Annotated in this window: 22 protein-coding genes and 1 tRNA gene; 6 read left to right on the top strand and 17 right to left on the bottom strand. The window is 42.6% G+C overall.

Going from position 1 to position 20,985, the window contains the following annotated elements:
- Positions 1–36 precede the first annotated feature (36 nt).
- The 3 genes from rbsB (at position 37) to MHO82_RS04160 (ending at position 3,044) form a co-directional block, all read left to right on the top strand.
- Positions 37–915, top strand: a complete 879-nt coding sequence (gene rbsB / locus MHO82_RS04170) for a ribose ABC transporter substrate-binding protein RbsB (protein WP_239182588.1) — start codon at positions 37–39, stop codon at positions 913–915.
- Between the two features lie 165 nt (positions 916–1,080).
- Entirely contained in the window at positions 1,081–2,001 is a 921-nt protein-coding gene (gene rbsK, locus MHO82_RS04165) for a ribokinase (RefSeq protein ID WP_239182587.1), read from the top strand.
- A gap of 26 nt (positions 2,002–2,027) precedes the next feature.
- A complete protein-coding gene (locus MHO82_RS04160; RefSeq protein WP_239182586.1) occupies positions 2,028–3,044 on the top strand; it encodes a substrate-binding domain-containing protein in 1,017 nt (338 codons plus the stop codon).
- A gap of 60 nt (positions 3,045–3,104) precedes the next feature.
- Here MHO82_RS04160 and MHO82_RS04155 read toward each other — a convergent pair whose 3' ends face one another.
- Both MHO82_RS04155 and MHO82_RS04150 read right to left on the bottom strand, forming a co-directional pair.
- A complete protein-coding gene (locus MHO82_RS04155) occupies positions 3,105–4,238 on the bottom strand; it encodes a flagellin (RefSeq protein WP_239182585.1) in 1,134 nt (377 codons plus the stop codon).
- A gap of 289 nt (positions 4,239–4,527) precedes the next feature.
- A complete protein-coding gene (locus tag MHO82_RS04150; RefSeq protein WP_239182584.1) occupies positions 4,528–4,737 on the bottom strand; it encodes a cold-shock protein in 210 nt (69 codons plus the stop codon).
- A 462-nt stretch (positions 4,738–5,199) separates the two neighbouring features.
- Between MHO82_RS04150 and MHO82_RS04145 the strand changes: the two genes are divergently transcribed.
- Positions 5,200–5,556 (top strand): YibL family ribosome-associated protein, encoded by a 357-nt coding sequence (locus tag MHO82_RS04145; RefSeq protein ID WP_239182583.1) that lies wholly within the window; start codon positions 5,200–5,202, stop codon positions 5,554–5,556.
- A gap of 264 nt (positions 5,557–5,820) precedes the next feature.
- Here MHO82_RS04145 and MHO82_RS04140 read toward each other — a convergent pair.
- The 11 genes from MHO82_RS04140 to MHO82_RS04090 all read right to left on the bottom strand — a co-directional run bounded on the left by MHO82_RS04140 (position 5,821) and on the right by MHO82_RS04090 (position 13,498).
- Positions 5,821–5,908 (bottom strand) — tRNA-Ser (locus tag MHO82_RS04140).
- Positions 5,909–6,051: 143 nt separating this feature from the next.
- Positions 6,052–6,501 (bottom strand): L-alanine exporter AlaE, encoded by a 450-nt coding sequence (locus MHO82_RS04135; protein WP_239182582.1) that lies wholly within the window; start codon positions 6,499–6,501, stop codon positions 6,052–6,054.
- A 397-nt stretch (positions 6,502–6,898) separates the two neighbouring features.
- Entirely contained in the window at positions 6,899–7,783 is an 885-nt protein-coding gene (locus MHO82_RS04130) for a zinc ABC transporter substrate-binding protein (protein WP_239182581.1), read from the bottom strand.
- A 6-nt stretch (positions 7,784–7,789) separates the two neighbouring features.
- A complete protein-coding gene (locus tag MHO82_RS04125) occupies positions 7,790–8,665 on the bottom strand; it encodes a metal ABC transporter permease (protein WP_239182580.1) in 876 nt (291 codons plus the stop codon).
- On the bottom strand, positions 8,665–9,477 hold the full coding sequence (locus MHO82_RS04120; RefSeq protein WP_239182579.1) for a metal ABC transporter ATP-binding protein: 813 nt from the start codon (positions 9,475–9,477) through the stop codon (positions 8,665–8,667). Before MHO82_RS04120 ends, MHO82_RS04125 begins: the two co-directional genes overlap by 1 nt.
- The gene (locus tag MHO82_RS04115; protein ID WP_239182578.1) at positions 9,474–10,427 is read right to left on the bottom strand and encodes a zinc ABC transporter substrate-binding protein; all 954 of its coding nucleotides are present in this window, start codon (positions 10,425–10,427) and stop codon (positions 9,474–9,476) included. The genes MHO82_RS04120 and MHO82_RS04115 overlap by 4 nt, the downstream gene beginning before the upstream one ends.
- An 11-nt stretch (positions 10,428–10,438) precedes the next feature.
- A complete protein-coding gene (locus tag MHO82_RS04110; RefSeq protein WP_239182577.1) occupies positions 10,439–11,035 on the bottom strand; it encodes a hypothetical protein in 597 nt (198 codons plus the stop codon).
- Positions 11,025–11,330, bottom strand: a complete 306-nt coding sequence (locus MHO82_RS04105) for a hypothetical protein (protein ID WP_239182576.1) — start codon at positions 11,328–11,330, stop codon at positions 11,025–11,027. Before MHO82_RS04105 ends, MHO82_RS04110 begins: the two co-directional genes overlap by 11 nt.
- Before the next feature lie 80 nt (positions 11,331–11,410).
- Positions 11,411–12,244, bottom strand: a complete 834-nt coding sequence (locus MHO82_RS04100) for a DUF4198 domain-containing protein (RefSeq protein WP_239182575.1) — start codon at positions 12,242–12,244, stop codon at positions 11,411–11,413.
- A gap of 23 nt (positions 12,245–12,267) precedes the next feature.
- Positions 12,268–12,789, bottom strand: a complete 522-nt coding sequence (locus MHO82_RS04095) for a DUF2271 domain-containing protein (protein WP_275440490.1) — start codon at positions 12,787–12,789, stop codon at positions 12,268–12,270.
- 85 nt (positions 12,790–12,874) lie between these two features.
- Positions 12,875–13,498, bottom strand: a complete 624-nt coding sequence (locus MHO82_RS04090) for a PepSY-associated TM helix domain-containing protein (RefSeq protein WP_239182574.1) — start codon at positions 13,496–13,498, stop codon at positions 12,875–12,877.
- 287 nt (positions 13,499–13,785) lie between these two features.
- On the opposite strand from MHO82_RS04090, the gene MHO82_RS04085 reads away from it, so the two are divergent.
- Complete coding sequence (locus MHO82_RS04085) at positions 13,786–14,895, top strand: DSD1 family PLP-dependent enzyme (RefSeq protein ID WP_239182573.1); 1,110 nt, start codon at positions 13,786–13,788, stop codon at positions 14,893–14,895.
- Positions 14,896–15,018: 123 nt separating this feature from the next.
- Here MHO82_RS04085 and MHO82_RS04080 read toward each other — a convergent pair whose 3' ends face one another.
- The 3 genes from MHO82_RS04080 to MHO82_RS04070 all read right to left on the bottom strand — a co-directional run bounded on the left by MHO82_RS04080 (position 15,019) and on the right by MHO82_RS04070 (position 18,723).
- A complete protein-coding gene (locus tag MHO82_RS04080) occupies positions 15,019–15,477 on the bottom strand; it encodes a cupin domain-containing protein (RefSeq protein ID WP_239182572.1) in 459 nt (152 codons plus the stop codon).
- A gap of 354 nt (positions 15,478–15,831) precedes the next feature.
- The gene (gene alr, locus MHO82_RS04075; protein ID WP_239182571.1) at positions 15,832–17,052 is read right to left on the bottom strand and encodes an alanine racemase; all 1,221 of its coding nucleotides are present in this window, start codon (positions 17,050–17,052) and stop codon (positions 15,832–15,834) included.
- 45 nt (positions 17,053–17,097) lie between these two features.
- Positions 17,098–18,723, bottom strand: coding sequence for a methyl-accepting chemotaxis protein (locus MHO82_RS04070; protein WP_239182570.1), 1,626 nt, complete (start codon positions 18,721–18,723; stop codon positions 17,098–17,100).
- A gap of 474 nt (positions 18,724–19,197) precedes the next feature.
- Here MHO82_RS04070 and MHO82_RS04065 point away from each other — a divergent pair, with 474 nt between their 5' ends.
- Positions 19,198–20,391: a DEAD/DEAH box helicase gene (locus MHO82_RS04065; RefSeq protein WP_239182569.1), complete on the top strand. Its 1,194-nt coding sequence runs from the start codon at positions 19,198–19,200 to the stop codon at positions 20,389–20,391.
- A gap of 93 nt (positions 20,392–20,484) precedes the next feature.
- Here MHO82_RS04065 and MHO82_RS04060 read toward each other — a convergent pair whose 3' ends face one another.
- Positions 20,485–20,970: a VOC family protein gene (locus MHO82_RS04060; protein ID WP_239182568.1), complete on the bottom strand. Its 486-nt coding sequence runs from the start codon at positions 20,968–20,970 to the stop codon at positions 20,485–20,487.
- Positions 20,971–20,985 lie beyond the last annotated feature (15 nt).

Here is a 20,985-nt window from a genome sequence, read left to right as displayed (position 1 = left end):
TCAGATTACTACTCTACGTATACAAGGAACATAACAATGAACAAACTTGCCTCTATTATTTCTGCTGCTGTGTTATCAGCTTCTTTTACTGCTACGGCGTCAGCACAAGACACAATGGCGATGGTAGTCTCAACGCTCAATAACCCGTTCTTCGTCACCATGAAGGAAGGCGCGGAAGCCCGAGCACAAGAGCTGGGTTATGATCTGATTGTTTTAGACTCACAAAATGATCCAAGTAAAGAGCTTTCAAATGTTGAAGATTTAACGGTTCGTGGCGTTAAAGCGATTCTCATTAACCCAACAGATTCAGATGCCGTTTCCAATGCGATTCGTATGGCAAATCGCGCAGACATTCCTGTACTGACACTCGACCGTGGTGCAAGCCGTGGTGAAGTGGTTAGCCATATCGCCTCTGATAACGTGGCAGGTGGTGAAGCGGCAGGTAAATTCATCATGGAAAAAGTGGGTGAAAAAGCACGTGTAATGCAACTAGAAGGCATTCCTGGTACATCAGCTGCCCGTGAACGTGGTAAAGGTTTCCTTAAAGCCGTTGATAACAGCAACATGACGTTACTTTCTAGCCAGCCTGCTGATTTTGACCGTGCTAAAGGCTTGAACGTAATGGAAAATATGTTGGCAGCAAACCCAGACGTACAAGCCGTATTTGCTCAGAATGATGAAATGGCATTAGGTGCACTTCGAGCAGTAAGAGCCTCAGGCAAAGACGTATTAATCGTCGGTTTTGACGGTACTGAAGATGGCATTGCCGCTGTTAACCGTGGCCTGCTTGGCGCAACAGTTGCTCAACAGCCAGACATGATTGGTGCGCTGGGTGTGGAAACAGCCGTAAAAGCATTGAATAAAGAAGCCGTTGAAAAATACATTCCTGTACCGCTAAAAGTAGTCACAAAGTAATCCATAAAACTTAGAGCAGGAAGTGCCTTACCCTATACATAGGCACTTCCTCTCCAGTAGCTAAATCACTCAGAAACTATTGGTTAATCATGAAGCCTCTTCTCTCATCATGGTTAACCCATATTTTTTGACTAGGCACTTCGCCACGCATTCAAAGGTCTTAACATGAATAAATTAGTTGTCTTAGGTAGCGTTAATGCTGATCACGTTCTTCAAGTTGCCTCTTTCCCTCGCCCAGGTGAAACCCTTCATGGCCACAGCTATGCCGTAATACCTGGTGGTAAAGGAGCAAATCAAGCGGTTGCCGCAGCGCGATTAGGTGCCGATATTGCCTTTATTGCCAGCGTTGGTGACGACAGTTTTGGTATTAACATCAAACAAGAGTTCGAAGCTCAAGGCATTAATACGACGGGCGTTATGGTGGAAGAAAACACGCCAACGGGCATTGCCATGATCCAAGTGGCAGCCACAGGTGAGAACAGCATCTGTATTGCTGCTGAAGCCAACGCCTGCCTGACTCCAGAGCGCATTGAGCCACACTTAGATTTGATCCGAAACGCCAATACCCTATTGATGCAGCTAGAAACCCCAATTGACACCATTAAAGCTGCGGCACAAGTTGCGAAGGACACCAATACACAAGTTGTCCTAAACCCTGCCCCAGCTCAAAAATTAACAAGTGACTTATTACAACTCGTTGATATTATTACTCCCAATGAAACGGAAGCTGAGCTACTCACTGGCATCGCTGTCACTGACATGGCATCCGCTCAAAAAGCGGCCAATGCTCTGCACCAGCAAGGTATTAAAACCGTGATGATCACTTTAGGCAGTGAAGGCGTGTGGCTCAGTGAGAACAATAAAGGCCAGCAGGTCAAAGGCTTTACAGTAACAGCCACCGACACAACCGCGGCGGGTGATACTTTTAACGGAGCGTTTATCACTGCCATGCAGAGCGGCCAAAAAATACATGATGCGATCATGTTCGCTCACGCGGCAGCAGCGATCTCAGTGACGCGAGCGGGAGCACAAAGCTCTATTCCACACTTAACCGAAGTTCAACGCTTTCTGATTGAACACAATTAATACTTTATATTAGGCAGGGAACATACATGGCCACCATCAAAGACGTTGCAAAACATGCTGGAGTATCCACCTCTACCGTCAGCCACGTTCTCAATAAAACCCGTTTTGTCAGCGATGATATTTCTGAAAGAGTGATGGTGGCGGTTAATGAGCTGAACTATGCTCCCTCCGCCCTCGCTCGTAGTTTAAAGGTCAATCACACACGCACCTTTGGTATGCTCGTCACCACCTCAACCAACCCATTTTTTGGCGAAGTATTAAAAGGGGTGGAACGTCGCTGTTACGAACAAGGCTACAACCTAATTTTATGTAACACCGAAGGGGATCCTGAGCGCATGAAGTCCACGCTTGATACCCTATTGCAAAAACGTGTTGATGGGTTATTGCTAATGTGTAGCGAACTGGAAGAAGATGCGTTTGATCTGTTTTCACGCCACCAGCCAGTACCGACCGTTGTCATGGACTGGGGCCCAATTGGCTTTGACAGTGACAAGATCCAAGATAACTCTCACCACGGCGGCTACTTAGCCACCAAGCACTTGATTGAGCAAGGTCATACTAAGATCGGTTGCCTTACTGGCCCATTAGATAAATTACCAGCTCAACAGCGCCTCTCCGGTTTTATTCAAGCAATGGAAGAAGCAGGGCTAGACATAAAACAGGAGTGGATAGCTTCCGGTAACTTCGAGTGTGAGGGTGGCGAAGAAGCCTTTGAAGAAATACGATCTCATGGTGAATTGCCAACCGCCCTTTTTGTCAGTAATGACATGATGGCTATGGGTGTCATTAATACCGCACATAAATACGGCCTCAACGTCCCAGAAGATCTATCAGTTATTGGGTACGATGACATAAAAATCGCAAAATACATTACGCCATCGCTCACCACCATTCACCAACCTAAACACCGTCTAGGCCAAATGGCAGTGGATACGTTGCTAGACAAGATAAGCAGTAAGCGCACCTCAAATCAAGTGATCCAATTAGAGCCAACTCTGGTCACAAGAAACAGCGTCAAACAGCTCACAACCTATTCGAATTAACACCAATAAAAAAGGCAGGTAATCACCACCTGCCTTTGTTAAAACTGATTCTATCAATGCCTAACCAAGAAGCCCCACAGCAGCAGAAGGTGCTTGTTTGGCTTGGGCTAACATAGAAGTACCTGCTTCCTGCTTAATTTTTTGCTTCGTCATTTCAGTCGACTCTTTAGCAAAGTCGAGATCTTTAATCTGGCTCCGTGAATCCGAGACATTTTCGTTCATATTGGCTAAGTTCGTCACCGAATGCAGCATTCTGTTTTGCGCGGCCCCAACTTCTGCTCTGTGCATATCCACGTATTTGATAGCGGAGTCCATAATCGCTATCGCACGCTGTGCGCCACCAACCGTAGAAACATCCACATCTTGAACCGTTTCAAGATCTCCACCAGCCATACCTAATTCATCTGCTAAGCTACCGGAGAACGTAAGCATCTCAGGAACATCTCTCTCTTTTACATAAACCTGTAATCGCCCTTCTTCGGTCACAGAGGCGTCTAGCTTATCACTTTGACCATTAATGTAAGTGGCCAACTCTTCAATATCATCGCCAGCCGGAGCCGTTATGGATATTCCATGGGGCTTAGCATTTTGGTCCACATAAAAAATAAACAATTCACGATTATCTTCGCTTACTGTCCAATCAGAGTCTTGTTTACTGTCGGAAGTATAAAGCCTCCCGCCCATTTCACGCTCATCCGCCCGCATGTTTGTCAAAGACAGCAATACAGCCTCACCTGAATCGGCCCCAACCTGAAAAGCTCGCTCGATAAACTGACCATTAAGCAACTTCATACCACCAAACGAGGTCGTTTCAGCAATTCGGTTCATCTCATCTTTTAACGACTTGATTTCATTCTGAATGGTTTCTCTGTCGCCATCGTTATTCGAACCATTTGCTGACTGTATAGAAAGATCCCGCATCCGAGTCAAAATATGGGTAGTCTCAGACATAGCACCTTCTGCTATTTGCATCATAGACAAGCCTTCATTGGCATTACGGGTAGCAACATCCAAACCGCGGGTTTGTGCCATCAAACGGTTTGAAATCTGAAGGCCAGCAGCGTCATCTTTCGCTTTATTGATGCGATAGCCTGAAGATAAGCGCTCCATCGACTTATTTAAGCCATCAGTCGACTTATCTAAATAGCGTTTTGCTGTAATGGCCGATATGTTGGTATTAACGATGACGGACACACGATCTCCTAATAACTAAGGGCCCAGTTCGCCCTACAATATAACTACGTTCAAAACAACTAGCGGCCAGGCCATCAATAACTTTAATCAATTCACTCCGTTTTATTACGAAACTGGGTTAACTGTTTAACAAAGAAGCAAAATTAGATTAAAAAATATCAACGAAGAGAATAAGACAAGAGAAAAAGGAGAGAAGAAGAGAAATTCAGATACAAAAAAAGGAGCGCCTAGGCACTCCTTTACAATACTTTAGATTAAACCAGACGTATCCGGGTTAATGGTAAAGTTATTAGATACGCTCAACGTTAGCAGCTTGAGGGCCTTTTTGACCTTGCTCAGTTTCGAAAGAAACTTTTTGGCCTTCAGCTAGAGTTTTGAAACCTTCACCAACGATAGCACGGAAGTGAACGAATACGTCAGCGCCGCCGTTATCTTGAGTGATGAAACCAAAACCTTTCTCTTCGTTAAACCACTTAACGATACCAGTTGATTTAGACATGATGTCTCCTAAGAACTTTATTTATATGAATACGCTTCATGCGTGTGAGCCAGAATGAATGACTTACGATGACAATTGAATAAGAAGCTCTTCAGGAAACACTTTGATGCTTTACGTCTGAGTTTTCGAATTACATATTGCAGCATTATCGGTCCATAATACAGGCCTGCGGATAATATTAGGTCCATCTCTTAGAAAATGCAATTTAAAATTCTAAAAGCAGCCCTTTTACTGCAAATTAATTTATACCCTGTAAGTCACTGTACATTAAAGCATCAATTGAAGAAGATAAATCATGCCACAGGCCGTTTTGACCCGCTTTGTCTAGAAAGACAGATAACCGAAACTCGCTTATGTTTAGTAACCTTCTCAATAGCTGCTATAATGGCCGCAGGCCAACACAGAGGCATTGTCAATTCAGTCAATAATCGGTGTTGTGAGCGCGTATTTTAAGGTAACAACATGAATTTAAAACAAGAACTTCAGCAGCTTAATAACAAACTAGACAAATCTCGCCGTAAACTAGAAGCTGCCAAACAGCGTGAAGACAAACCAATCATCATGCAGTTTGAAAGAGACATTGCTGCTCTTACTAAGAAGATTGCAAAAACCAAAGGCCAGCAAACTTTCCAAACAAGCCAAAAAGGCAAAGAAGTTAAAGGGTTAGCTTTTAAACGTGTTCTGACTAAAGCAGAGCAAGCAGACATGGGTAAGCTGAAAAAATCAGTACGTGGCTTAGTTGTCGTTCACCCAATGACAGCACTTGGTCGTGAAATGGGCATAAAAGAAGTCACAGGCTTCGCACCAAAGCAGTTCTAATCACAGCCCTCCGTCACGCAGCGTTCAACTTAACGCTTCTTTGTGACCAAGTTATTTAGTAGCGGCCCTGTCGCTACTAAATAACTTGGTCACATCTTTTCTGATCTACCTGCATAACGTCTCTTATATAGTAGCCATACCCCACGCCACATCATTCTTCTCACTCTCATACGCTACACTCGTACAACATTAAAAAGAACAGATAACAACAAAGACAAATTTCAGGCACAAAAAAACCGTCACTAGGACGGTTATTTTTGAATATGGCGGTGAGGGAGGGATTCGAACCCTCGATACGTTGCCGTATACACGCTTTCCAGGCGTGCTCCTTCAGCCACTCGGACACCTCACCATATTGTGTTGCTACAGGCTCTGCTCTGTAACGGAGCGCTAATTTAATGAATATCCGTGCTATGGTCAAGCTATTTTACTGAAAATAACCGAAAAAATACCAAATAAGCCAAAACCCGAGTTATGTAAGTAAATTACATACAATTACGCTTGTTGATAATATCCTGGAACACGGAACATTTTACGACAAACATCAAGAAAATAACCGTAAATCACACCCATAACACAAGATACTGCCGCGTTACTGGTAACCGCTGTAATGATCTGATCCATATCTGCCCCTACTGTCCACAAAATAGCGGCATACACTGGCGACTGAAATAATACATAAGCTAATAAATCCGCTAAGTTCTTCATCCAGCTACCTGGAGACAAGCGCGCACCTTGGCGCAGCATGTAATCACGGAATACACCGTAAGGCCATGCTATAGCAATATTCACGGGGATAGATAGCATTCGTGATGCCAAAGACTGCTCAAATGTCATTCCTGAAACAAAAATCTCAATCGCCATTCCAGCAACAAAGCTAAACACTACCATTGCAAAGGTATCCGCAGCGGCATTACGAACACAAAATGGCCCTGTTCTTGACATTCTTTTCTTCTCCAATAGAACTAAATAACAAATAAAAAGCTAGTAAGCAGTCATAAACACCAGGTAATTAACACCAACCCAGTGATAGTGAGTATTAAATCACACAAAAACCAGTTTTAGATTTCAAATTTAAATAAATGTAGTAAATTTACAACTAAATTTGAGATGAGATGCAGAACATCTTGCTAGATAGATACATAAAAGACTGTCTAGAAAAGAAGTAGAGTCGATTCAAGGAAAGATAGAGTTAAAACTCAACTTTAAGAGTAAAAGGCAAGTCGATTTAAAGAGTTAGATGAGTAAAAACCTTATTTATCTCAGGTTTAAAAACTAAAAATGCTCTATTCTTCAAAAGAAAAGAGCACTTAAAAGAATATTTTGCTATTAAGCTGTGTTTTTACATTAAAGAAGACTGCCAACGAGCCAATGGGTCAGTACCATCAATTCCTCTTCCCCACCGATCGATAGGATCCACCACAAGGTACTGTGAAAAGTCCCCTAACAACTGCTTCAGTGCTGCACTTGGCTTACGTGTGGTTAAAAGCCATAACGTCGGATCTTCTTTAAGTTGAGATCGTAAGTTGTTTTTCTCTTGCTCAGACCATTCCAACTCAGGCTTAAATAAAGCATCAACAACAAACAGATTATGCCCAGCACTGTAATCCATGAGGGATTCATTCAACACGATCACCGCATCCACCTGATGACTCGCTAACTTTGCGGATGTTTCTCGCTGTTGATTACGTATCAAAGCAGACAAAGAACGCTGGTTGTCTCTGATTTTTTGCTGATGTTCAGGCCATACTCGCACTAAATCTGAAGCAATGATATTTGTCATTCTCACTAAGTTAGCAGGGTTTAACCAGACATAGGGTGAAACAGCGCCATCAACTTGCTTAATCGAAGCAACTGATTCAGCCCTCGGTGAAATCGCTTGGCTGGCATCAACCTCAATCAAACGAATATTACTCATTCTGGTGTGATCATAAATCGGGTCTTGTGCCCACACTGATTTCATACTGATCACCACTTCAGCCTCCTTTGCTGCCTGAGCGACAAATTCAGCACCTTTACCATCAAACCAATTTGGCTGACGATGTAAGCCATAACGTTTTGGCGTCAGTTGACTAACGGTAATAGAAGTCTCGTCAAGCAGCTGGCTGGCCAGCATATAAGTCGTGGGTGTTGACGTTAGTACGTCAGCAGCATTCACCACCGCGGGTAACACACTGCCAATAACCATACTAAGAGCCAGCACACGTTTGTTAATAAAAGTAAACATGATGAATTAGCCTTTCACTATCATTCGATATAACGTTGCAACAAAGAAGAAACTCGCCGACACCATGATAATGGCGGCCCCAGATGGAATCGGTAACATAAATGCCATTGGGATCAGGGTTCCTCCCAAACACGCTAACGTTGCTAAAAATGCAGACATCAACACAAATGAGCCATTCGTTTTCGTCATTAAACGTGCTGTTGCCCCAGGAATAAGAAGAAGTGCCCCCACCAACACCGCACCAATCACTTTTACGGACACAATGGTGACGAGAGTAATCATCAATACAAACAGGTAATCATAAAAGTTCACAGAGAAACCACGAACTCTTGCAATGTCTGGGCTAATACAAGAAAGCAGAATACGGTTGTAGGTGAACAATAAAACCACTAGTACCAAGGCACAGATACCAGCCAGTAAAGCAATATCTTGCTGAGTTACCGTAAGGATTGAGCCAAACAACACATTCTCTAATAGGTGAACATTAATCTTGCGTGCCACATACATCAGCAGTGCGGCTCCCATGGCTAATGCCACAGCAAGAAACACCCCCACTAACGTGTCGTAAGGAACCTGTGTTCGGTTACGCACGAAGTGAAGCAAAATCGCAAACACTAAACAGAAACTAAACAGTCCAATGACAGGAGAGTCTGGAGATTCACCCAGTAAAATACCAATGGCAATACCAGTGATCGCCGCATGGCCTACCGCTTCTGAGAAAAAGGCCAATCTTTTTGCAATAACCAATGTACCCAGCCCGCCCAATAACGGCCCAAGCACCATTGCCGCCACAACAGCATTGACCATAAAAGCATAACCAAAGCTTTCATTTAACCAACCTTGCTCAACCGCTTGTGTGGCCAGAGCGTATAACCAATCCATTACGCCGCCTCGTTTTTATTCATCGTTGAGCATTCAGGCTCAAGGGCCATGTGACCACTATAATGATTAAACAGTCGCTCAATCTTATCGGCATGAAGTACTTCCGATACTGAACCAGAATCCACCAACTGGCGGTTAATCACGTGTACGGAGCCTTCTGTTTTGCTCAGAATTCGGCGTACCGCTGAAATATCATGATGAACCGCTAAAATGGTTGTCCCTTGTTGGGTCAGCTCATGAATCAGCTGCTCTAAATAACGCACCCCCTGCTCATCCATACCTGTAGTTGGCTCATCTAAAATCAGTAACTTTGGGGAGTCTAATAACGATTGAGCAAACAATACGCGCTGCTGCTCACCACCCGACAATTGCCCCATGCGTAATGACGCTCGATTGGCCATACCGACCCGATCTAAGCTTTCAAGCACTCGTGCTTTATTTTCACGATACTGTTTAGACCAACGACTGAAAAAAAGCGGTGTGCGGGTCATGTTGAGCATCACAAAATCCATCACACTCAAAGGCAAACTCCCTTCAAACATGGCCTTTTGTGGCACATACCCAATCACGCCAGATGCCGTTTCAGCACTCACTTCACCACTGCTTTCACGCTCTGGCCAATAAATATTAATGTCACCACGAAAGGGCGTTAAACCAAGAATAGAGCGCAGTAATGACGTTTTACCGCCACCATTTGGTCCCATTAAAATATGGCACTGACCAGCAGAAAAAGTGTGATTAATAGGCTCAAGTACAGTGTGATCCCCGTAACGTAGTGTCACACTATTCAGTTCAATTTTTGGGCCCATCATAATGCCGCCTTTGCCGTGGTGCGAGAATCGGCTTGACTGGCCGCAAACTGAATAGCCTCGATGAGTGTAGACACATTGCTGGTCATTTCTCGTACCACTTTATCCGCCTCATATTGACCATGTGTCATGTGAGAGAAACGATAAAGCTGAACCCCAGTTTCCTTTTCAATGGTATCCACAAAACGATTTGGCATATCGAGTTCATAGAACAGAACATTAATGCCGGAGTTTTTAATTTTTTCGATGGTTTCCTGTAACTGGCTAGCACTTGGTTCAACACCGTGAGCAGGCTCAATTACCGACTCCACATCAATACCAAACTCTTGCAACAGGTAATTGTACGCATTATGGGTGGTGGCTACTTTCAGCTTGCTGGTGTCGGCTTCACCAATCGCCGTCATCGCTTGGTTTTTTAGCAAACGCATCTTCTTCGCAAACAAACGGGCATTTTTTCGATAACTTGACGCATTATTAGGATCAATTTTGCTAAGCTCAGTCGCGATGGTGTACACCTTTTGGATTGTGGTGGAGATCCCCACAAACGTATGTGCATTTTTGGCACTGTCTCCAACTGCTGCGCCCATCGCCGCTAGCAGGGGGACGTCTTTATTCGCGTAAATAACGGGTAAGTCGTCACGCTTAGCAGACGCTAACACTTTCATCGCAAAGTCGTCGTGACCAATACCGTTCACCACAATGACATCCATCGATTGCAGACGCAGCATATCAGCGGGTTGAGGTTGGTAGTTATGCGGATTAAAGCCAGAATCTACTAAAGGAACAATATTGGCTTTATCTCCCACCACCGCAGAAACATAGCTGTAGTAAGGGTGAAGGGTAATACCAATGTTTAGTTTTTCAGCCGCCTGAGTAAAAAAGCTCAAGGAGCACAATAATAAGCTTGCAGAAACAGAACATACTCTGCGTAAAAAGAAAGCACGGAAAAGCATAATATGACTCACTAAGGCGTTAGTTGATGCCAACCCTGCTCTGCGAGGTGGCGTTGATTAATATCATAATGTTCTGAATGTTCATTCTCAGAGGTTAAATGCCGAATAAAACCGCTCATGTTGGGAACTGAATCAGAGGCGAGCCAAATATCAGCCTGATCGTTGTGGCTAAACAGCACTAAGTGTGAAACCCCATCGGTATTTTCAGCCACCCCAGCATAAATTCCGTTGTTCATGGAATACCATTGATGTTTTCCACGGAATTCCCATGCGGCATCTTGATGAAAAGGTGAAATTAACCAATCTTGTAGCTCATTAACCGTTGGCCACTGGTTTTGCTCATGCTCTTCAAATAGAGCCACAATTTCTTGATGAGCTAAGCGCAGTTCCATCACCATAGCTTTTTCTTTATCAGTCAGTTCCACAATGCTTTTTTGATGAGATAAAGGAGATGCAATGTCATGAGTGTTCAAATAATAACGGCTAACAAGCGCTGCCCCTGCACAAAGTAAAATCACAACAATGGTAATAAACACCCACCAGCCTTCTTGGCTACCATCGTTCGATTTCACTTGCTGAACAACATAACCAGTAGGATTAGAGTTCAACGCCATCCACCTCGACTGGTGATTCATGGCCAGGATCAAACATAATGTAATAATCCCCTTCTGGTGCCGTAAACGTGACCTTAGAAAATTTATCGGTTTTCTCTGCGGCTAAAAGAACATCGTCATAATCGTACATACGGATGGTTTCTTTCAGTGCGGGGCTGCTATCGCTGTAGCCCGCTTCACAAGTTATCGTATTGTCTGATTTACTGCATTCCATTACAGGAAAATGCGCTAGCGCCGAGCCAGAAAATAAGCTCATGACAATGCCTGAAATTAACACTTTGGTATTCATACTTTCCCCCGAAAATATTACGTCAGAGCCTAGACTCTGACGCAGTTACTTTTATTTCACTTATTTCTATAACAGCCGTGTTATTGCAGTACAGCTTCAAACGTTAAGTGAACGCTGCCCGATGCACTGTCTGCCATTGGATCATTTTCAACCTCACCTTCATGGTGCGCAATCAGAAGGTATCGGCCTGCTTGCTCTGGCTTAAACTCAATAAAGCCCTCTTTATCACTGGTCAGAATCACCGCTTCTTGCTGGTTACGATATAGAGTGCCGTCTTGACGAATTTCCGCTTCTACGCCTGCTTGTGGTTTACCTTCAAAGAAGAACTGAAATTTTGCCGTTTCACCTTCAACAATGTCTGATGGGTGTGTAACTGGCACAAGTTCTAAGAATGTACCTTCTAACTCAAGTACCTTGTCTGAAGGCTTATTCACCGTGACATAAGCTTCTGTGCGGTTGTAAGACTTAATTGTGCGAACGTTTTTTGCCGACTCAGGAACAATGGCCTCACGCTCTACTTTATTCGCTTGAATACGGCGCTTAGTATCACGCTTACCCACAGTGTAAGTCGTGCGGTAGTAAGGCGGATTAGCGATTAAAATCTTATGTGTGCCTTCTTGATGGAAGAAATAATCAAACGTCGATTTACGGCGATGTTTAGTAAAAGAAGACAAACGCTTACTAACACCGTCTGGCGTGATCACAACGCCGTTACTGATCGTCAATGATTTATCAAATACAAAGGTGCCGTGTGAAGCCGTTGCATCTGTGGTGATCCACGCACCTTCTTCTGAAGATACCGTAAATTCATTCGGCAATACCCAGCGCGGGTGAGCCACGGCTTGAGTCGCCATTACTAAACCACTCGCTAATGCACAACCCAACGCGACGCGCTTTAAAGAGAAAGAAGCCATCTGCTGTATTCCTTTATTTGATTTTATTTAATTTGATAATGAAGTTTGATCAAGCCAGTTTCTTCCGTTGGCTCAATAGAGGCTTTAAAAGGGCTATCACCTAATTCAAGGACTTGACGAACCGTGTTTCGACCACCATGCTCACGAACAACCTCGGCGAATAATGTGTACTTACCCGCTTCAATTAGCTGGCCATCATCGTCTTTACCGTCCCAACTCAAACGGTATTTCCCCGCAGAGCGTGTTGCAGAAGTACGAGCATCCACCAACTCACGATCGTAACGGCCAACTTTTCGCCACCAGCGACGAATGTCTTTCAGCCACGTATCGTCTTTTTGCCAAAGTGCAATGGTACGAACGGGTTTACCTGCATCGTCTTCAACCCAAATAGCCACATAAGGTCTGGCGTACATGGCGACGTCTAATTTAGGTAATTCAAAGTGAATATCTAACTGAGCCCCTTCGGGTAACGTTGTCTCTTGAGCGTTTACATAGCCGGCGCTGAATAAAGCCAGAGCCAATAAGCCAGAACGAACAATCTTCATGATTCTTTCCTGTGGTAGAACAAACCCAATTCCATGGTGGAACCGTCTGAATTTTTTGAGGGCATGTATGTGGGGGAAATAGCCTCTACGGCACCGCTGCCCAATACACCGCCAGAGTTGAAATCAAACCGAGTACCGCCCAATTGATCGCGGTACTGAACGTTTTCTTTTTAGGGACAAGAAGGCATACACCCGTCACCACAAACAACACCATTAAAACGCCAGAGAGATCGATAACCCACTTCCACACTTCCCCAGAATGACGCCCTTTATGCAGGTCATTAAGCTCAGCGATCAGGCCATAGTCTGTCGTATCGATTTGGGCGATTTGATTACTTAAATCAAGAAACAGCGAGCCGTTATAGCCTGGCGCTTTAAAATCGGCAGATAACTCACCTTCTATCAATTCACCGTCTTCGTACTCGGTGTAAGAGTCAAAGCCTGACGCTGCCCCCTTTAATGGCGTAGCTTGTTTTAAAAAAGCTACCAACCCATTTTGGTCCACATTAATTTTTGATTCTGAAAACAGTAATTCCATCGGAACCTGAACTTCATAACTCGCCGAGGTAGGCTCTGCGACAAATAACTCAGGACGATTTAACGTCACACCTGTGATGGCAAAAAAAAGCACCAAAGCCAACAGGGCCATAGACACATAAATATGTAACCGACGCGCCCACAATTGAACGCCTCTGCGTTTTAACAACATAAACCGCACGACAGAGTAATTAATGAATAATGCAAGGAATTTATATGAGAAGAGTTATTATTTGTATTTAATTTACAATGTTTACACTTGCTAAAAATAAGTAGAGTCTTTAAAAGAAAGTAACCAGAAAATATCGAAAAAGATTATTTCCATGAATCACTTTAGCCACTATAAATAAATCACAGTAATAGTTTGTTTTTTATTTATTCAATCTAAGTAATAACTCATTCACCGTTCACTTTATTATGCTATGTTGGCACATCCTTTTTTACACCCCCTTTATTATCATGATGAAACTCAACCAACTCGATACTCCAGCCCTTATTGTGGATCTTGATGTCGTCGAGAAAAACCTCAGCTCTATGCAAAGTCGCATTAATCAACTGGGCATGAAATTACGCCCTCATACAAAAGCTCATAAAACACCAGAGCTGGCTTTACAGCAAATAGCTCACGGCGCTGAAGGCGTATGCACTTCTAAGCTAGGGGAAGCCGAAATAATGGCAGCTGGCGGAATCACAGATATTTTGATCACCACTCCCATTGCCAACCCAATGAAGTATCAGCGTTTGATCGATCTTCATCTTCGCCATCCTGAAGGAAAGTTCAGCCAAGTTATTGATCATGCAGATCATGTTATCGCCATTGGATCACTGGCTGCACAGGCAGGAATTAGTGTCGATCTCCTTATCGAAGTAGAAAGTGGTCAACAGCGCTGTGGTGTAACAGTGGGTAATGACCTTACCAAGCTCATCCAACTGATCCTACAAACACCGGGGGTCAACTACCGTGGCATTCAGGCTTACAGTGGCCACCTTCAACAAGTGAAAGGCTATGAAAATCGAAATGCCCAAGCCCGTGACGCGGTCGTAAACCTATTTCACTTTATTGAAGAGACACTACGCCCAATGGGGTTAGCACCTGAAGTGGTAAGCGGAGGGGGTACAGGTACCTTTGAGGCATACCAAGGTTTAGGATTTACCGAAATGCAGGCGGGATCTTATATTTTCATGGATGCTTCCTACCGTAGAATTGGGGATGAAGTCAGCGACGCCACCAATAAACAATTTCTACCTGCATTGAAAGTGTGGACCACCGTCATCAGCCACCCGACACCACAACGCGCGGTTGTGGATGCAGGCATGAAAAGCCTTTCTATCGATTTAGGAATGCCAGAAGTTGAAGCCTTTCCTGAAGTGAAATATCAAACAGGGGGAGATGAACACGGTATTTTAAATTTGCCGGATAACCCACAAACTTGGAATATTGGGCAGCAGCTAATGATCATCCCAAGCCACTGTGACACCACCTTAAACAATTTTGATACCTTATATGGTATGCGTAATGGCGATATTGTGGAAACATGGAAAATCGCAGGACGTGGGCGTTCTGATTAAATACTTCGTCTTCGTTATATTGAACGTTGCGGCTTGTAGCCAATAAACGAAGCTTCATACAGTGGGTTGTTTCTTAGCAAACCCACTGCTGTTTATATGCTGTTGTTTATATGAAGCGACTGATTAGTTTGTCACAACCGGAGAGTCAGCAGGAAGTGTCACTGGTGCTGCCACTGTCACAGCTTTATCTTTAGTACCAGCGTAGAACACAATAATTTCAGCAGGAACATCCCCTTCATTTCGGCCGTAGTGCCACTGATTGACGATTTCAACGATTGAATCCCCCGCTTTCATTTCCAGCTTTTTCTTTTTACCTTTCGTAAATACCGTCAGCTGCCCCTTTGTCAGAACACCTGCATTAATAACTGGGTGCATGTGTAATGGCAATTGAATACCAGGTGGGATCGTAATTTTTAAGATAGTGATTTCAGGTTCACCTTTACCATAAGCGGGCAATGCAGAGCCTTCCCAGCTCGCTGTCGATTTTGCAAGCTCTTCTACTTTAACTTCAAAATTTTCATTGGCTACAGCCTGACCAGCTAGCAACGCTGAAAATAAAGTACTTAGCAGTAACTTTTTCATAGAAATTTTCCTGACTTTTATTTATTAATTATATAATAGAGACAGCCGAATAAATAAAGAAACGATCACTGTTTAATATTTAAGGCGACGGAAGAATATCGGCACATACTTTATTCTTTGTCAGGAAAGTGTTAATTATTAATAAATAATCAAAGCCATAATAAATAACGATAACATCATTAAATAATCAGACATATTAGAATACTATTACCAAATATCATGAAATAAAAAGTGCATATAAAAAATCCGACCTTTACGATCGGATTTAAATATATAATTAACGAATAATTATTACAGTAATAATCATAGCTGGCACTCTACTTTTTAGTTACGTGCCAAACTGTCTTTGAATGATTACTTAATGTATTTAGGGTTTGATACACCCCAAATAGTGTAAAGATCTGGTAGGATTCGGCCTGAGTTATCTTCCATTTCAGTAATGGTAATTTCATCACCACCTTGTTTACCAAATAGTGTCACTTCAGAGCCTGGACGTACACCTTTAATGTCCGTTACGTCTACCATCATGGTGTTCATAGAGATCTTACCCACGATTTTAGCGCGCTGGCCATTAATTAATACGTAACCATTGTTGCTTAGTGAACGTGGGTAACCATCAGAGTAACCCATTGGTAAGTTCGCTAGTAATGAATCGCGCTCTAATACCGCCGTGTTACCGTAACCTACTGTCGTGTTCGCTTTAAACTTATGAACAGACGCTACTTGAGTTTTGAAAGAGAAAATACGCTTGTATTCTGGGAATAGTGGCGTTGTATCTCCGTACAGTAGACCACCTGGACGAACCATATCTAGGTGTGCTTCAGGAAGCATCAGTGTTGTGTAAGAGTTCGCAGCATGAAGCGTAACGTCTTCACGGTTTAGATCTGAGTTACGAATTAACCAGCTAGTTTCTGATTTAAACTGCTCAAGACCTGCACGTGTTTTGTCTAGATCTTCTGTTGGGAAGTGAGTCATCATACCAACAATGTTAAGACGCTTAGTGTCTGCAATTTTTAATGCATCGCGCTTACCTTGACGTGTGCTCATGTCTAGACCATTACGACCCATGCCAGCAGAATCTAGAGCAAGGTGAACAGACACACGTTGGTGGTTACGCTTAGCAATGCGAGAAATAATTTTTGCTTGCTTTACAGTACCTACTAACTCTTCAATGTCGTATTGAAGTGCAGCTTCGATTTCATGAGGAGCTGCCGCACGAACACGCATTAGCTGACCATCAAAGCCCTTTTCACGAACAACGCGAGCTTCTTCATTACTGGTGATACCAACACATGGAATACCGCTAGCGATAACAGATCCAATTAAGTTTTCAATACCATTACCGTACGCATCTGCCTTCATGATCGCACAGATTTTAGTATTTTCACTTACTGCATTTTGTGCGTGACGAATATTGTTTTCAAAAATCGTCGTATCAATATCTAACCATGCATTTGGCTGCATTGTCATGTATTCATAAGGCATGTCATCGTAAGTCACTAATAATGGAGCCGCTGCTGCATTAGCACTTAATAATGAAATAGATAACGCGATAAGGGATTTTTTTAACTTCATAATAGTTCTCTGTTGTGCACAATTTATTGTAAATAGAGAGTGCTTTTAAAGGGTAAATTGACCGACAATTTGATGAAGTGCTTTTGCCCGCACTTTTAATTCACCAACCCCTTCCTTAGATTGTTCAGTCGCTTGACGGTTATCATCAGCACTGCTGCTTAATGACGACACATTTTCCGATAAATACTGAGAGGCTTGAGCCTGCTCTTGAACCGATTCAACAATGCCATTCATGCCAGAGATCACCTCTGAAATTTCATTGCTAAACCCAATTAATGAGGTATTTGCTGCTTTAGCGTGATTCACACTAATATCAACACTGTTTATAGACACTTCCATGCTTTCTTTTGCATTCGCCGTGTCTTGCTGTACACGGCCAATCATGTCACCAATTTCAACAGTGGCTGTCGCGGTTCTTTCCGAAAGTTTACGTACTTCATCAGCCACCACAGCAAAACCACGGCCATGGCCACCAGCACGTGCAGCTTCAATTGCCGCATTTAAGGCCAATAAATTCGTTTGATCAGCAATGTCTTTGATTACAGTAACAATGCTATTAATTTCGCTAGCACGCAGATCAAGCTGTTCCAGCTTCTCTCCTAAAGAATGCACTTCACTTTGTACTGAGCCCATTCCCGTTACAGACAACTCAATGCATTCCATTGTTGAACGAGTTTTCACCTCAAACTCAGCCAATTGATCATTCGAGTACTGCGCCGTTTGCGACACACTTTGTGCGCTAGAAGCCAGCTCTTCAATGGCGGCAGCACAGCTGCGTACATCTTCTGCTTGAGAAACCGAGCGTGAACTAACCCCATTAGTTAACACATCAAGCTGAGATGTCACTTCTTCTATAGAAGTTGAACCTTGATTAATTTCCAGCATGCGTGAACGTAATGCTGATATGAACGTATTAAATGAAGACGCAATACGACCAATCTCATCACTGCTTTCTACAGGTGCTGCTTTAGTTAAATTCCAATCGCCATCGGCTAAGTTTTGCAATTCAACATTTAAATTATTAATTGGGCGCGTCATTTTTTTAGCGACAAGCGATGCCACTAATAAAGAAAACAGCATGACAATCAAAGCAACCGCAGCAACAATTTTTAATACATCGGCTTTCATTTCTTGAACGTGGTTTAATGCGACATCAATCCCCACGACATACACTTCACCACTTGCATTACGAAAAGGTAAAAATACTGAACGCCATAAGCCGTACTCACCTTCATATTCTTCAAATTGTATACGCCCTGTCGTAAATGCTTTTTCTAAACCTTGAGGGACAATTTCATATTCTTCTAAATACCAGCTTTGATAAGTTCCTGAACGAACTTCTTCTTTTGATTTATTTATATAGGTATAAAGAATACGGCCATTTCTTTTAACCGTAGAATAAGCCCAGTCGACTTTTGCTTCTTGAGCAAACCGAGTTAATTCATTACTGATCTGTTCATAATTATTTGCTTTTTCAGGCAAAACATCATGCGTATTATCGCCAATAATTCTATTTAGTGCATATGCAGATGTGGTTAAGTTTGAATCTAATCCTGCAATGGCTGTTTTAGAGATAGTGAAATAAGAATAAGTAGAAAGAGCCGATACAATTAATAAAGAGAATATTAAAAAGCAGAGAGACAACTTCGCCTTTAAACTATTTTTAAACATAAGTTGATAACCTTAAATGTTAGGCTACATCCATCAGCAACATAATTAAACAGGCGAAGAATCATACATAATGAATATACAAATTAAAATTAGTTTATAAATAAAAAATAGATGAACAGTGTTTTAATTTATATTAAACGGTGTTTTTTGACTTTAATGTTAAAAATAAGAGTAGAACTAGAATAGAAAAACATAGAATAAACAAAAATATAGAACATAATTAATAGACAAAAGAAACTAAATGCTTATGGTTACTGATACTTTTATTTTCTCTAAAAATAACCAACTAAATGCCTATAAAAGAATAAGTTGATTCATTTACTTGTTTTTCATATTCCATTATTTCATACCAACTTAATAGCAACAGACAAATCCCCAGCCCTACTTCCTTCATGTTAGAATGCCTTCCTATGCCTTTCTGTTATAGCTTTTGCTGCAACAGTGTGTTTATTAATCATCTACCTGAGATTTCACATGCCATTTTCCAAACTGGGATTAAGCGATCCGATTTTAAAAGCCGTTAAAGAGCTTGGTTACAACGCACCAACACCAATTCAAGAAAAAGCCATTCCGGTGATCTTAAAAGGAAAGAACCTGATCGCGGCAGCACAAACAGGTACAGGTAAAACCGCTAGTTTTGTATTACCTATATTAGAGATGCTGAGTAAAGGGCAAACCGTTCGTAAAAAACGTATTCGTGCTGTGATTATTACGCCAACCCGTGAGCTTGCTATTCAGGTTGAAGAAAACATCACCCAATACAGTAAGCACCTAAACCTCACCTCTTTGGCAATGTATGGCGGGGTAGATTACAAAGCACAAAAACAGCAGCTGATTGAAGGAGTCGATATTCTGGTCGCGACACCGGGCCGACTTATCGACATGTATGGCCAACGTGCCGTGCACTTTGATGAAGTAGAAATGCTGGTATTAGATGAAGCCGACAGAATGCTCGACATGGGCTTTATTGAAGACATCAATAAGATCATTGCCCGTTTACCAGAAAACATTCAAAACTTATTGTTCTCTGCCACCTTGTCAAACCCGGTTCGAGAACTAGCCAGAACCGCTATTGATAGCCCAGAAGAAATTGCCATTGCAAAGCACGACGCTTCAAAACCAAACATTGATCAGTGGCTAACCACGGTGGATAAAGATAAAAAGTCGGCACTACTGAGCCACCTAATCAAAGAAAATAATTGGGATCAAACCCTTATCTTTATCGAAACCAAACACGGTGCTGCCAAGCTGGTCACTCAGCTTGAAAAACGTGGCATTAAAGCAGAATCTTTCCACAGTGGCCGCAGCCAAGAAGTTCGTGAGCGCCTTTTGTCGGATTTTAAAGAGGGTAAATTTAAGTTCCTTGTGGCCACTGGTGTTGCGGCACGTGGTATTGATATCGAAGATCTCACTCGTGTGGTTAACTACGATTTACCCTACCCTGCTGATGATTATGTTCACCGCATTGGTCGTACTGGCCGTGCTGGCGCACAAGGTGAAGCGATTTCACTGGTCTCAAAAGATGATTTTAAAAACCTGTGCATGATCGAAAGCCGCTTAGGGCACTTAATTGTACGAAAAGAAATTGAAGGCTTCGCCCCAAGAAAAGAAGTACCGATTTCAATTTTAAATTACGTACCAAAGAACAAACGCAACAACAAAAAGTAATTGCTCGGTTCACTATACTTTTCATAACACAAAAAAGGATTGGCACTACACCAATCCTTTTTTTATAGAAGGAAGACCGTTTACAAAAAACGCTTACTCGTAATCAGATGCGTACGTTTCTTCGTATGTGTGCGAGTAAAGTTCAAATAGATTGCCAAATGGGTCTTCTAAATACACCATTTTCGCGGGCTTACTGTCATCTTCAGGATGATAGCGCATCACATCCATACGTACTTTACCGCCAAGCTGTTCTACCTTTTCCATCACGCCTTCAAAGTCATCCGTTTGTAGGCAAAAGTGAAAAATCCCTAAACGAGAAAAATCCACTTCATGACGCTCTTGACGTTCTTTCATTTCAAACAGTTCAACACCAATACCATCTGTAGTGACTAAGTGGGCAATGTTGAAGCCTTTAAAACCTTCACCAAATACGGCAATACACATACGACCAATGGCAGATTCACGCTCTTCGATAACTTTAGTGTTATTCATGACAATTCTAAGGCCTAACGCCTGAGTGTAAAACTCAACCGCTTTGTCCATATCGCCAACCATGATACCTACGTGATTCATTTTCATAATGTGCTCCAAATA

The sequence above is a fragment of the Vibrio sp. Of7-15 genome (assembly GCF_022347565.1).
GTDB lineage: Bacteria > Pseudomonadota > Gammaproteobacteria > Enterobacterales > Vibrionaceae > NORP241.
Note: the sequence above shows the minus strand (reverse complement) of the source record. Positions and strands in the feature narration are given on the sequence as shown.